The 12,670-nt window shown below is 63.2% G+C and carries 15 protein-coding genes and 1 tRNA gene; 8 read left to right on the forward strand and 8 right to left on the reverse strand.

The genetic code is table 11. The features are described from left to right. The first annotated feature begins 62 nt into the window (after positions 1-62). On the forward strand, positions 63-1,916 hold the full coding sequence (locus ABIA42_RS17795; RefSeq protein WP_370122824.1) for an alkaline phosphatase family protein: 1,854 nt from the start codon (positions 63-65) through the stop codon (positions 1,914-1,916). A 55-nt stretch (positions 1,917-1,971) separates the two neighbouring features. Here ABIA42_RS17795 and ABIA42_RS17800 read toward each other — a convergent pair whose 3' ends face one another. Beyond that, the gene (locus tag ABIA42_RS17800) at positions 1,972-2,556 is read right to left on the reverse strand and encodes a hypothetical protein (RefSeq protein ID WP_370122821.1); all 585 of its coding nucleotides are present in this window, start codon (positions 2,554-2,556) and stop codon (positions 1,972-1,974) included. A gap of 392 nt (positions 2,557-2,948) precedes the next feature. On the opposite strand from ABIA42_RS17800, the gene ABIA42_RS17805 reads away from it, so the two are divergent. From ABIA42_RS17805 to ABIA42_RS17815, 3 genes are all read left to right on the forward strand, one after another. After that, positions 2,949-3,608, forward strand: a complete 660-nt coding sequence (locus ABIA42_RS17805; protein WP_370122818.1) for a peroxiredoxin — start codon at positions 2,949-2,951, stop codon at positions 3,606-3,608. A gap of 118 nt (positions 3,609-3,726) precedes the next feature. After that, a complete protein-coding gene (locus tag ABIA42_RS17810; RefSeq protein WP_370143807.1) occupies positions 3,727-5,166 on the forward strand; it encodes a deoxyribodipyrimidine photo-lyase in 1,440 nt (479 codons plus the stop codon). Between the two features lie 66 nt (positions 5,167-5,232). Further along, positions 5,233-5,526: a histone gene (locus ABIA42_RS17815; protein WP_370122813.1), complete on the forward strand. Its 294-nt coding sequence runs from the start codon at positions 5,233-5,235 to the stop codon at positions 5,524-5,526. A gap of 232 nt (positions 5,527-5,758) precedes the next feature. Here ABIA42_RS17815 and ABIA42_RS17820 read toward each other — a convergent pair whose 3' ends face one another. Continuing rightward, a complete protein-coding gene (locus ABIA42_RS17820; RefSeq protein WP_271529559.1) occupies positions 5,759-6,631 on the reverse strand; it encodes a DMT family transporter in 873 nt (290 codons plus the stop codon). 97 nt (positions 6,632-6,728) lie between these two features. Further along, the gene (locus ABIA42_RS17825; RefSeq protein WP_028178621.1) at positions 6,729-7,175 is read right to left on the reverse strand and encodes a hypothetical protein; all 447 of its coding nucleotides are present in this window, start codon (positions 7,173-7,175) and stop codon (positions 6,729-6,731) included. 301 nt (positions 7,176-7,476) lie between these two features. On the opposite strand from ABIA42_RS17825, the gene ABIA42_RS17830 reads away from it, so the two are divergent. Then, positions 7,477-7,740, forward strand: a complete 264-nt coding sequence (locus ABIA42_RS17830; protein ID WP_271529560.1) for a hypothetical protein — start codon at positions 7,477-7,479, stop codon at positions 7,738-7,740. Between the two features lie 25 nt (positions 7,741-7,765). On the opposite strand, the gene ABIA42_RS17835 is transcribed toward ABIA42_RS17830, so the two are convergent. Both ABIA42_RS17835 and ABIA42_RS17840 read right to left on the reverse strand, forming a co-directional pair. Then, positions 7,766-8,227 (reverse strand): host attachment protein, encoded by a 462-nt coding sequence (locus ABIA42_RS17835; protein WP_370122809.1) that lies wholly within the window; start codon positions 8,225-8,227, stop codon positions 7,766-7,768. 39 nt (positions 8,228-8,266) lie between these two features. Beyond that, on the reverse strand, positions 8,267-8,677 hold the full coding sequence (locus ABIA42_RS17840) for a DUF3775 domain-containing protein (RefSeq protein ID WP_271529579.1): 411 nt from the start codon (positions 8,675-8,677) through the stop codon (positions 8,267-8,269). Positions 8,678-8,942: 265 nt separating this feature from the next. Here ABIA42_RS17840 and ABIA42_RS17845 point away from each other — a divergent pair, with 265 nt between their 5' ends. Together ABIA42_RS17845 and ABIA42_RS17850 are read left to right on the forward strand one after the other, a co-directional pair. Continuing rightward, on the forward strand, positions 8,943-9,221 hold the full coding sequence (locus ABIA42_RS17845) for a hypothetical protein (RefSeq protein ID WP_370122806.1): 279 nt from the start codon (positions 8,943-8,945) through the stop codon (positions 9,219-9,221). Positions 9,222-9,582: 361 nt separating this feature from the next. After that, positions 9,583-10,548, forward strand: a complete 966-nt coding sequence (locus ABIA42_RS17850) for a helix-turn-helix domain-containing protein (RefSeq protein WP_370122803.1) — start codon at positions 9,583-9,585, stop codon at positions 10,546-10,548. Between the two features lie 73 nt (positions 10,549-10,621). On the opposite strand, the gene ABIA42_RS17855 is transcribed toward ABIA42_RS17850, so the two are convergent. The 3 genes from ABIA42_RS17855 to ABIA42_RS17865 form a co-directional block, all read right to left on the reverse strand. Continuing rightward, positions 10,622-10,698: transfer RNA gene (locus ABIA42_RS17855), tRNA-Arg, on the reverse strand. A 150-nt stretch (positions 10,699-10,848) separates the two neighbouring features. Then, positions 10,849-11,370: a hypothetical protein gene (locus tag ABIA42_RS17860; RefSeq protein WP_370122800.1), complete on the reverse strand. Its 522-nt coding sequence runs from the start codon at positions 11,368-11,370 to the stop codon at positions 10,849-10,851. 160 nt (positions 11,371-11,530) lie between these two features. Beyond that, entirely contained in the window at positions 11,531-12,103 is a 573-nt protein-coding gene (locus tag ABIA42_RS17865; protein ID WP_370122798.1) for a hypothetical protein, read from the reverse strand. 179 nt (positions 12,104-12,282) lie between these two features. Between ABIA42_RS17865 and ABIA42_RS17870 the strand changes: the two genes are divergently transcribed. After that, positions 12,283-12,669, forward strand: coding sequence for a VOC family protein (locus ABIA42_RS17870; RefSeq protein WP_370122795.1), 387 nt, complete (start codon positions 12,283-12,285; stop codon positions 12,667-12,669). Position 12,670: the final 1 nt, after the last annotated feature.

Genomic DNA, 12,670 nt, shown 5'->3' on the forward strand with positions numbered 1-12,670 from the left:
ACTAAACGAAGCTCCGGGGGGCCGCGGTCGCGGCCACGCCGCCTCACGCAGGGAGAGAATTGATGCGCCGTTCACTGGTGTTGCTGTCCGCCGGACTGACCGTGCTGTCCACCGGACTGGTCTCTGCCCAGAACAACACGCCCCACAACCTGATCCTGTTCATTCCCGATGGTCTGCGTGCGCTGAAGGTCACGCCGGAAACCGCGCCGGCGATGGCTGAAGTCCGCGACAAGGGCGTCAACTTCAAGAACCCGCATTCGCTCTTCCCGACCTTCACCATGGCCAACGGCTCGGCGATGTCGACCGGCCATTATCTCGGCGACACCGGCGTGTTCTCCAACACGATCTGGACCAACTACACCTCCGCACCCGCCGGCGATACCGTGGTTCCCTTCATCGAGAACGACGCCGTGCTCGGCGACATCGACGAGCATTTCAAGGGCGACTATCTCAACGAAGAGACCATTCTGAAGATGGCCCGCGACAAGGGGCTGAGCACCGCGGCGATCGGCAAGGTTGGTCCGACCTACCAGTTCGACCACACCGACAAGCCTGAAAAGCCCGGCCAGCATTCGATCGTGTTCGACGATTCCACCGGCGGCAAGAACGGTGTCGCATTGTCCGACGAGGTGAAGGACGCCTTGACCAAGGCCGGCCTGCCCCTCGCCACGCCGCCGCGCGGCGACAACTCCAAGGCAGGCGATGCCAAGACGCCGGGCACTACGGTCGCCAACGTCGCGCAGCAGGCCTATTTCGCCGACGTCGCCACCAAGGTGGTGCTGCCGATGTTCAAGGCACGCAACAAGCCGTTCGTACTGGTGTTCTGGTCGCGCGACCCTGACGGCAGCCAGCACAATACCGGCGACAGCCTCAACCAGATCATGCCCGGCATCAACGGGCCGACCTCGATGGCCGGCATCAAGAACGCCGACACCAACCTCGCCCAGCTCCGCAAGGCGCTCGACGAGCTCGGGCTCACGGCCTCGACCAACATCATCGTCTCCGCAGATCACGGCTTCTCGACCATCTCCAAGGAGAGCAAGTCCAGCCCCTCTGCCAAGGTCGGCTATGACGACACGCCGAAGGATTTCCTGCCGATGGGATTCCTCGCGATCGACCTTGCGAAGACGCTCGACCTGCCGCTGTTCGATCCCAACGACAAGAACGCGAAGGTCGAAGGCAACAAGCATCCCAGGGCGGGCAACGGCGTGCTCGGCAAGGATCCGGAGAAGCCCGATCTCGTCGTCGCCACCAATGGCGGCTCCGACCTGATCTATCTGCCGAACAAGGACAAGAAGCTGGCGGCGAAGACGATCAAGGCACTGCTCGAACAGGATTACGTCTCCGGCCTGTTCGTCGAGGACTCGCTCGGCCGCTTCCCCGGCACGCTGCCGCTGTCGAGCATCAACCTGCGCGGCAAGGCGGCGACGCCGGCGCCTTCGATCGTCGTCAACTTCCGCTCCTATGCCAGCGATTGCGGCGAGGCGCCAACCAACTGCTCGGTGCAGGTCGCCGATACCGTGCTGCGCCAGGGCCAGGGCATGCATGGCAGCTTCAGCCGCGGCGACACCATGAATTTCATGGCGGCGATCGGTCCGGACTTCAAGGCGGGCTATGTCGACGAGATTCCCGTCAGCAATGCCGACGTCGGCATGACGGCCGCCCGGCTGATGGGCCTGCGCGGCTCGCAGAACGGCGGCCTGATCGGCCGCGTGATGTCGGAAGCCATGCCCAACGGCATCGTGCCGAGGGCTTTTGTCGGCACGCTGAAGTCGAAGCCCGCCGAGGGGGGCCTGATGACGGTGCTGAACTTCCAGCGCGTCGGCAGCCAGCGCTATTTCGATGCCGCCGGCTTCCCTGGCCGCACGCTCGGGCTCGAGCCTGATGCCGGCAAACAAAAAACGGCGGGGAAATGACCCCGCCGTTCCCTCGCGTCCTCGCGTGACGCACAAATCTTACATGCCCGGTTTCTTACATCCCGATGTCGAACACGTTCGGCAACTGGCCTGCCAGAGGCAGCGCAGTGGCGCCGACGAAGGTCGCCACCATCGCCATCAAGCGACGGTTGTTCTGCCGCTTGCCGCGCATCTGGCCGGCGATCCACTCCAGCATCTCGCTGTTGACCTTGGCGGCATAGGACGGCGCCCAGCTCTCGATCTCGGTGTCGGCCGACAGCGCCACGCTCCGCGGCGGCACCTTCAGGCCCGAGGCGCTCGCCGCGTAATGGGCAACCGCCTTGGCGAGCAGGTCGTCGAACCGGCCGCCATCGGTGCGCTCGGTCGCGGCCTCGTTGATCTCGAACAGACGTTCGGCTTCAGCGCGGCTGACCGGCTGGTCGTTGACGGCGGTCGCGGTCAGGATGCGCACGCACCAGGCGGTGTCATCGGCATCGAGCGAGCGGGAGAAGTGGACGCGGCCCTTGGTGGTCGGGCCTTCGCCCGTGATCACGCCGTCCCGCACGATGGAGAGTGCATGAGCCGCGGTGTCGCGGCAGGACGGTTCGAGGGACGGCGACTCAACAGACTTCTCAGCGGACTTGGGCACAGCGGCAGACATAGTTCACTTCCAGATTTCTTCTGACCGGCCAGCATTTTCATGCCGGCGTAAAGGGGTGGTTAACGATTCGATACGGGGATCGCGACTTTTCTAGATGGTTGCCAATTGGTCGCTGTCAGGACCATTTTGGTTCCGGGACGCGCCGGGCGAGCGTGATGGAAGTCATAAAAGGCTTTATCGGGGCGAGCGAGACCGTCTGACCCCGGATGGGGATGTTTCGCCGCAGGTGCCTCTGTAACAATAAGTTGCCCGGAAATCGGCCCTTCAAGGAAGGAATTCACATTTTACTTGAGCCGGTTCAGTTGTCGTTCACTTGGCCTTGTAAGGGCCCTATACTGCGGTGACGACCAGACATGAATCTTCCAGTAAATTCAATGCGATGAGGTAAAATCATGACACTTCCGATCGGCGCCACTGCACCCGACTTCGAAGCCGAGACCACCGAAGGGAAGATCAAGTTTCACGACTGGATCGGCAACAGCTGGGCGCTCTTGTTTTCGCACCCCAAGGACTTCACGCCGGTGTGCACCACCGAGCTCGGCGCTCTCGCCAAGTTGAAGCCGGAGTTCGACAAGCGCGGCGTCAAGCTGATGGGGCTTTCTGTCGATCCCGTCGACAACCATGCCAAATGGTCGGAAGACATCAAGGAGACCCAAGGCGCCGCTCCCAACTACCCGATGATCGGCGACACCGATTACAACGTCTCGAAGCTCTACGGCATGCTGCCGGCCTCGATCTCGGGCGATCCCCTCACCCGCACGCCGGCCGACAACCAGACCGTCCGCAACGTCTTCATCATCGGGCCGGACAAGAAGATCAAGCTGGTGCTGGTCTATCCGATGACCACAGGGCGGAACTTCCAGGAGATCCTGCGCGTCATCGACTCGCTCCAGCTCACCGCCAAGCATCGCGTCGCGACCCCGGCCGACTGGAAGCAGGGCGATGATGTCATCATTGCGGGTTCGGTCTCCAACGACGAGGCCAAGACGATCTACCCGCAGGGCTGGAAGGAGCCAAAGCCCTACCTCCGCATCGTGCCGCAGCCCAAGTGATTTCGGCTTGATCGGCGAGCATCATCCCGGGGTTCGCATCCTCGGGATGACTGCTGATGAAACTTTGCTCATGCATCTCGTATATTGAGAACCTGCTCAGCGAGATGCACTCCCGATTATGCCAGGCCCGCAGCCGGTCATCGTCTGGTTCCGCGATGACCTTCGTCTGTCCGACCACCCCGCCCTCCACGCCGCCGCGAAGACCGGCGGGACGGTGATCTGCCTCTACGTGCTGGACGACAGCGTCGGGCGATCGCCGGGCGGCGCGGCGCGCTGGTGGCTGGCGCAATCGCTGCGGGCGCTCGGTGCGGCGATCGCCGCGCGCGGCGGATCGCTCGTCCTGCGCAGGGGAGCGGCGACCACGGTCATCCCCGAATTGGCGCGCGAGATTGGCGCCCGCTGTGTCTGCTGGAATGGGGTCGCGCAAGCGCCGCATCGGGCGGCCGAGCGACAACTCGAAGCAGCACTGGCCAAGCTCGGCGTGGACTCGCAAAGCTTCCCCGGCGACCTCCTGGTCCCGCCCTCGGCGATCCGCAACAAGGAGGGTCGGGGCTTGCGCGTGTTCACGCCGTTCTGGCGGCGCGTGTTGTCGCTTGGTGATCCACCAAAACCGCTGCCGGCTCCGAGGCAATTGGGCCCGGCGCCGAAGATCGCCGGGGACGCGCTGGAGAGTTGGGGACTGGAGCCGAGCAAGCTTGATTGGGCCAAAGGCCTGCGCGAAACATGGACTCCGGGCGAATCCTCTGCGCGAGAGCGCCTGCGCGACTTCCTCAAGCACACCGCACGCGTCTATGTCGGCGACCGCGACCGCCCGGACCGGGAGGGCACCTCGCGGCTCTCGCCGCACTTGAGGTTCGGCGAGCTCAGCCCTCGCCAGGTCTGGCACGCCGCGCGGTTCGCCGCGGCCGAAGATCCGGCGCTCGGGCCGGGCATCGAAAAATTTCTGAGTGAGCTCGGCTGGCGCGAATTCTGCCGTCACCTCCTCCACGACCATCCCGACCTCGCCACCGCAAACCTGCAGACGAACTTCGATGGCTTCCCCTGGACGCGCGACGACGAGGCGCTCGCGGCCTGGCAGCGCGGGCACACCGGCTATCCGATCGTCGATGCCGGTCTGCGTGAGCTCTGGCACACCGGGGTGATGCACAACCGGGTCCGGATGGTGGTCGCCTCCTTCCTGGTCAAGCACCTGCAGATCGACTGGCGCGAGGGGGAAGCCTGGTTCTGGGACACGCTGGTCGATGCGGACCCGGCCAGCAATCCTGCCAATTGGCAATGGGTCGCCGGCTGCGGTGCAGACGCAGCGCCCTATTTCCGCGTGTTCAATCCCGTGCTCCAGGGCGACAAGTTCGATCCGGATGGCGCCTACGTTCGGCGCTGGGTGCCGGAACTGAAGAACCTGCCGGCCAAGCTGATCCACCAGCCCTGGCAGGCAACGCCGATCGAGCTTGCGAGCGCGGGCATCACGCTCGGCAAGACCTATCCGCAGCCGATCATCGATCATGCCAGGGGGCGCGAGCGTGCGCTCGCCGCCTACGCAAAGATCCGCAGAGGTTGAGCGCCGCTTTGACACAATTTCGAAACCCGCTATCGTCATCGCTCCAGTCAAACCGCGGGGGACGATATGGACGACGAGAAGCCGATCACCGAACAGGCGATGGACACGATCACCAGCGCCGTGGAAGCGACCAAGGACGCGGCGGTCACCGCCGTCAAGCAAGTCAGGAAAGCCGCCAAGAAGGTCGCGAAGAAAGTAGGCCCGAAGAAGACGTCCAAGAAGAAGGCCAAGAAGAAGGCGAAGACATCCTCGAAGAAAGCGGCCAAGAAGACCGTGAAGAAGGCCAGCAAGAAATCTGCGAAAAAAGCCGCCAAGAAAGCCGTCAAGAAGAAGAAGAAAGCCAAGAAGGCGAAGCGCTGATCACGACGCTCAGAACAGGTCTCCGGGAGTGGACACGCGCCTGGAGACCTGCCCGATCGCCGCGCCGGTCCAGCTGACGGCGAACGTGCCCTGCTCAGCAGGGATGTATTCCGACGCCCCGCCCTGTCCGCCTAAAGCATGATCCGGAAAAGTGCACGGCGGTTTTCCGAAAAGATCATGCTTAAACAACAACCTAAAGCGCGATGACGACTCATCCTGATCGCATCACGCTTTAGAAGCGCCGGTTGACGACGAACACCGCCGCCGCGCACATCGCCATACCGGCAATCGCCAGCGCATCGAGTCTTTCGCCGAACAGCAGATAGGCCATCAGCGCGGTGACGGCGGGCACCAGGTAGAACAGGCTCGCGACCGAAGTTGCTGCAGCGTGGCGGATCAGCCAGTACAACAGCCCGATCGAACCGATCGAGAGCGCCACAGCGAGCCAGGCGAGCGCGAGCACGAACTCCTGTGTCCAGTGCACCACCCGGTCTTCGAACAGGAATGCCCCGATCGCGAAGAAAATGGTGACGGCAACGTACTGCACGAGATTGCCGGCTCGCCAGTCGATGTGGTTGCAGTAGCGGCGCTGATAGAGCGTACCGAGCGTGATGCTGATCAGCGAGACCACCGAGGCAAGCCAGCCGAGCCCGGCTTCGCCGGTCATGGGACGGTTGTGCAGGATCAGCACGACGCCGCCGAGGCCGAGGACGAGGCCGGCCCATTGCACCGGCGTCACCTTCTCGCCGAGCCAGCGATTGGCGATGGTCGAGGTCAGGATCGGCTGCAGTCCCGGAATCAGAGCGGACAGGCCGGCCGGAATCGAATGCGCGATCGCGATCGCGGTGCCGCCGAGATAGAAGCCGTGGACGAGAATGCCGGCGACCGCGCTGTGCGCGATGCCAATCCGGTCGGGCCATTTCGGCCGCGCGATCCCTGCGATGATCGCCATCAGGCCGACCACGATCGCCATACGTATGGCGAGATAGGTCAAGGGATCGGCATTGTTGACGACGTATTTGGTGCCGATGAATCCGGTGCTCCAGAGCAGCACGAACAGGATCGGCGCAGCGCGGGCGGTCAGGTTTTCTTGATTATGGTTCATTGCCGCCCTCATTGCCTCAGCGGAGGCCATGCGGCAATGCGAATTTCATCCGGACGATGCTGCGCTGCGGCGGATGACAGCGGCCTAGCTCAGCTGATCACCATTCTTCCGGACAGGGATCGATGATCTTCCAGAGCTCGACGCCGTTCTTGATCTTCTTCATGTCGGTGGTGAGCCCACCATTGCGACGAATCCAGTCCTTCACCTTGTCGGGGTAGTAGGACATGAGATCGGAGGTGCCTTCGGCGCTGGTGACCTTGATGCCGAAGGTGAACGCCTTGTCGTAATAGGCCTGGTGGAAACCGAGGCTCGCGCGCGGCGTCACGCAGATCTTGTTCATCGGCACGATGCCGAGCACGAGCGTGCAGGCCGAATTGCAGATACCGTCGATGATGACGCGCTCGCCTTTCTCGCGCACGCGCTTGTATTTGGCCTTGTACTCCTCGACATAGCCACCATGGTCGCGGGTGATGTGCAGCTCGGCGCGCGCCGGCGTAGCGGCGGCGACGGAGAGCAACAGCAGGCTCAGGAGCGTGATGCGCATGGCAAGGTAACGGCGATGGCCTTCAGGAATGCGCCGACCTCGAAGGACCCGCAAGTGATCCCTTGGGGACGGCGGCAGGATTCTTAAGCGAATACTCTTTGGTCATACTTGTGTGGGGAATTCGTTAAGCATCCCGAAAAGGCCAAAAATGGGCAGCTTTCGACCGCATGTCCGGCAATTCTGTCACACCCACCCGGAAATCTGCAGGACTGGCCATGATTTCGGGCCTCCGCAGCGATGCCTGACCGCCCGAAATTGCTATAGATGGCTGATCTGTTCGAGCGGGTTCCGGAGAATCGAGATGAGCAAGTTGACGCTTGTAGCCGCGGTTGCGGCCCTGACGGCTGCAATCCTGGCCCCTGGCCTTGCGGAGGCGCACGGACGTCACCGGCACCACCGCTCCTATGCCAACCCGCTACCCTACCCGATCAGCTATCTGCACAATTACGGACCCGGCATCACCCCCGGCACCTTCGCCTATTACGACGGTCCGTCGACCAACTACTGCTACCGCAGCGCGGCCGCTTACATCGGCCAGGACGGCCGGCGGCACCCCTGCTACTGAGGCGCCGCGGCCCCGTACGGGTGCGCTATTTCGCGGCACCCGACACCAGCAATTGCTTCTCGATCTCGTAGACCGGCAGCTTGACGAGATCCTTGCTGACCTCCCCCTGAAGCGCCTTGCGCACGGCGTCTGAATAGTCGGCCCGGATCATGCCGAGCGCGCGCGGTGAGGCCACCATGGTCAGGGCCTTGGTCTCGCCGGAGCTGACGGCAGCATCGAGTCGGCCCGCCAGTCTCCGCAAGAAGGCGCGCTCGGCCTCATCGTGCCAATCGGTCTGCTCCACTGAGCTGCGCGCCCCGCCGGCCGCCGGTTGCAGCCGGCCCGGCGCGTCGCTGCCTTGCGCGGTGGTCGAAGGGTTGGGCTGCTCATGCACTTCTCTGGTGTGGAGATTCGGAAACTTGTCGTCGCCGAGGTTCTCCAGAATGAGCGCCTTGCGCCCGTCGCACACGACCAGCCAGTCGCCCTTGGCCATCCTCATCTTGTCCATCACAACTTCTCCTTGACACTCGCAGATGCCGCTTCGGCATCAGAGCTGCTCTTCGAATTCCTCGAAGGACTTGCCGAATTGCGCCATTGCCTCTTCCAGATAATCGGCGAGCATGGGCGTACCGATCAGGTAGGATGCCGTGCGCTGGTTGTGCGCCTGCGCGGCCTGAGCGCGCAGTTCGCGCCAATCGGAGAGATCACCGTCGCCGCGGCCGAGCCAGGTCAGCGCCACGAGATCGATCTGCTCGTCGACATTGAGATCGCGAATGAAGCCCGCAAGCTCGGCACGATCGGTGGTTTCGCCGCGGCCGCCGCGGCCGAAGCTCATGTCGTCGTCACCGGACTCCAGGATGACACCGTTCCCGGCCGCTTCGCTGTCGGACCGGCGCGACTTCGAGATGACGAAGAAGACCTTCTCCGGCGAGATCGACAGATTTGGAATGACTCGCATCCAGCTCACCTTGTCCGGCAGCACGCACAACGCCGCTGCCATGTCGGCGACACTAAGGCCAAGGCAAACTTGCGAATTGCGCAGGATCAAGGTCCAAGTCACGGCTAAGGTCCAAGTTATGACCTTGCCCTGCAGCCCCGGCCAGCTGGGATCAGGGCCGGGCCAGCTCGCTGAAGGTTTGTTCATCAGTATTACATTTGGGCTCCGCCACAATTTGATCCGAACAACTTCGATATCCTGCATCGCGTAAGCGGAGGAAGACATCATGAATCTCAAGACTGGCCTTGTCGCCACGTCCCTGTTCGGCGCCCTCGCGGCATCGTCGGCGGCATCCGCCATGCCCATCGCGCCCGCACCGGCGACACCGCAGGTCTCCGGCGTCGAGCAGGTCCGCATGGTCTGCAACGCCTGGGGGCGGTGCTGGTGGCGCCCGAACTACTACGGGTATTATGGGCCGCGGCCATATTACGGCCCACGGTACTATGGGCCGCGGCGCTATTACGGCCCGCGCTATTATGGTTACCACGGCTATCGCCGCTGGTGACGTTTGAAGGGGCCCTCAGGGCCCCTTCGTATTTGCAGCATCATATCTTGCGCGGCCGTCCCCGGCCTGGATCTGATTTAGATCAAAGTTGAAATTTGCCGATACCGTCATTCTACATAGTGACGAAGCGACGGAGTTTCGTCCTTCGCCCGTCACGCCTGCATGCAGCATTTCATCGACCTCGCCTCCGGCGAATCGACGCGCCGAGAACGCGGTGGTGACATTGATCCGGCGGAATTTATGGCATGATGTCCGCAATACTACGGTCCGGAATCCGGTTTACTGAAACGCGATGTTTCGCCATTGATGGCGATGCAGCGACATTCATTTGATCATCTCATTTCAGCAGCCGGCCAGAACCATGTTGTTCGACGACCTCGCTCCGTCCTCCGCGCTTCAACTGATCGGATTTTCCGATATCGATGCGTTTCGGCCGATCGAGACGATGGAAGATGCGAGAAGCATTCCATTGGACATCCCGAACTTCGCGGCGGCCCGTGCCGTCGTCTCCCTGCCGGCGTGCCGCATCATCATGATGAGATCGTTCGCACGCATCCTCGATACCGCCTATCGCATGCCGGGTGGGATGGTGATCCTGTCCATGACCGACGACCTTCAGGTCAACTTCAAGGGAATGGATCTCGACGCCCGCTTCTTCGTTGCCCTCCGCGGCAACGATGAGTGCCATTTCGTCGAGCCGCGGACCAATCATCATGCCATGATCATCTTCTCCCCCGCGCTGAGCGACCGGGGCTGGTTCGACCACGTCGACGATTTGCAGGCGCATGTCACGAACCGGCCCGCCCTGCTGCACACGCGACAACTCTTGCTCGACATCCTGCGCACCGCGTCGGTGCAGCCGGGCCTGTTCGAAACCACCGAGGTTGCGGCCCATCTCCAGGAAGGCCTGCTGCTCGCTCTCGACGATCTGTTCCGGATCGATTCGACCCCGGATCGGAGCACCTCGGTCCAGGGCGAGCGGGCGATCAAGCTCGTGCAGCGCATCGACGATTACGTCGCGACCTATCCGACCACGCCGATCTATACAGCCGATCTCGCCCGCGCGTTTGGCGTCTCGATCCGGACGCTCGGCGGCGCCGTCAGCATGGTGCGCGGCATGAGCCTGCACCAGTACATTCGGCTGAAAAGGCTGTGGGCGACCCGCTCCCGCCTCCTCAAGGGCGGCGGCGTCACCGTTGCCACCTGCGCACGCGCCCACGGCTTCCACCATCTCGGTGAATTTGCCGCAGCCTACCGCGCGATATTCCACGAGGCCCCCTCCGACACGCTGTCACGCGGCCGGCGAAGCGGTGTCCCGGCGGGCTGATTGACGCCGCGGGCACCGCGACCGCGATCCGGCATCAGCGCCGCTCCAGAACATATCTAGAACAACGGAAGACTGGCGCGCTCGGAAGGATTCGAACCTCCGACCCTCGGAATCGAAATCCGATGCTCTATCCAGCTGAGCTACGAGCGCCCTGGCCCGGGCACCGGGCCACCGAGATTCGCCAGACCGCGCCGGTGACGAACCAGCACACCGGACGGCGCTCGGATTGGTTCGAATTAGCAGAGAGCCCGGCCAATAAAAAGCCCTTCCGGCCTTCATCGAGGCGGGTCGAAGGCGCTGTCACCAGGTCGTGTTGAAGAGACCGAAATGCGGCTGCTGAGCGACCTGCATCATCGGCCGGCCGGACTGCGGCGCCGGATGCGTCCTGACGATCTTGCGCCTGGGCTGAGGAGCCGGCACCGGAGAAGCTTGAGCCTGAGCAATCTGAGATTGAGTGGCCCCTGCCTTCTTGGCGGCGGCGGTATTGGCCTTCGGCTCCGGCGTGAACTGGGCGAAGGTCTCGCGCACCCGCGTCTTGGCCGAGATCTCGGCTAGTGCCGGCGAGACGTCGTCCTGTACCGGCGGCTGGGGAGCCGCAACAGCGGCAGTCTTCACCGCAGGTGCGGCAATCGTCGGCTGGCTGGTGTCGAGCACGACGCGCTCGGGCAGGTGCCGATTGGACCGGATTCGGATCAGGGGCTGGTCGTTGCCCGCGGTCGCGACGGCTTGTGTTACGGGCGCTGCCGGGAAAACGAAATCCGCCGCGAACAACAGTGCGAGCAAGGCTCCACCGACAAAAATGAAATACCTAAAGATGGGCATTGGCCGCACTCCGCCCCCCGCATCCCCGCGTGGGCTCTCCGCCTCAACAGGCGATCTCTCAATTGGTTCCTGACCCAGCCATTTGGTTCAAATGGCGATGCATAGTTTCTTGGCCAAGGTCCGCGTAGAGTAACTTTTCCGCTACCGGAACGTGCCGCCTTTAAGCGCGGCGCGCTGCGACCAGCGAACATTTCGCCTGATCGGCATTCACGTTAACGAAGCCGACGGGGATACGCGCAAAGGTCTTGCGGCTCTTCATGCTGACTGCATTCGCCAGCACCCGGCTACGGTTGGTCAGATGACTGCCGTCGCGCCGCGTAAACGCGCAGACGATCTCGACATCCTTTACGGCATAGTCATTGTCGTTTCGCAGCGTTAACGTCACCAGGGCTTTGGAGCCGAGGCCGCCGCGGCGCCAGGTCTGCGATGAAATCCTGAGCCGACTGAGTTCCGCCTTCGCAGGTGCCGACGCTTCGGACGCCGAAGACACCACCGCGGACGCATCGCCCGAAGGAGCCGACTCAACAGCCGCCAGCTCCGGCCTCGCCGGCTCAGCACTAGTGCCTTTGGAAAGGGGCAGCAGCATCCAGATGCCGCAGCCGACGACGATTGCCGCCAGCAGCCACAGAAGGCTACGGCCAAACGAGACGCTCGCGATCGTTACGGCCCGCGCCAATCGTTCGCCGGTCCCGGCGAAGCGCTCCAATCCGATCCGGTCGAGCCTGCCACTCATGGTTGCATCACCGATCGCAGCCGAGCACCATGAAGGATGGACTGGGCCACTGCTACGTTAATCCGGGCGACGAACTAAGGTTCCCGCACTTGTGCGAGGCGGCAAGGACGGTGGCGACCGCCGGCCGAGGCCGCTAACATGCGCCGCAACATCGAAGGACCCCGTTGGGAGAACATGAAATGCCAATCGCCGTCACTTGGGATCACGTCCATCTGCGCAGTCCCGATCCAGAAACCACGGCGGCCTGGCTGCGCGACATCCTTGGTGGCGAGATCGTGCGCGCCCCCGGACGGATCGACGTGAACCTCGGCGGAGCCAGGATCTTCATCGCACCACTCGAGGGCGACAGCGCCGTCAACCCGCCGCCCCCGCATCCGCATCAGGGTCTCGACCATTTTGGCCTGACGGTGAAGGACATCGACGCCGTCGCCGCCGAGATCAAGGCCAAGGGTGTCACCTTCACGCGCGAGCCGACGACCATTCGCCCCGGCGTGCGCATCTGCTTCATCCGCGGCCCCGAGGGCATCTCCATCGAGCTGCTCGAGCGCGACAAGAAGTACACCTGAC

Origin of the sequence: Bradyrhizobium sp. USDA 327, assembly GCF_041262065.1 — a bacterium.
Lineage (GTDB): Bacteria > Pseudomonadota > Alphaproteobacteria > Rhizobiales > Xanthobacteraceae > Bradyrhizobium > Bradyrhizobium liaoningense.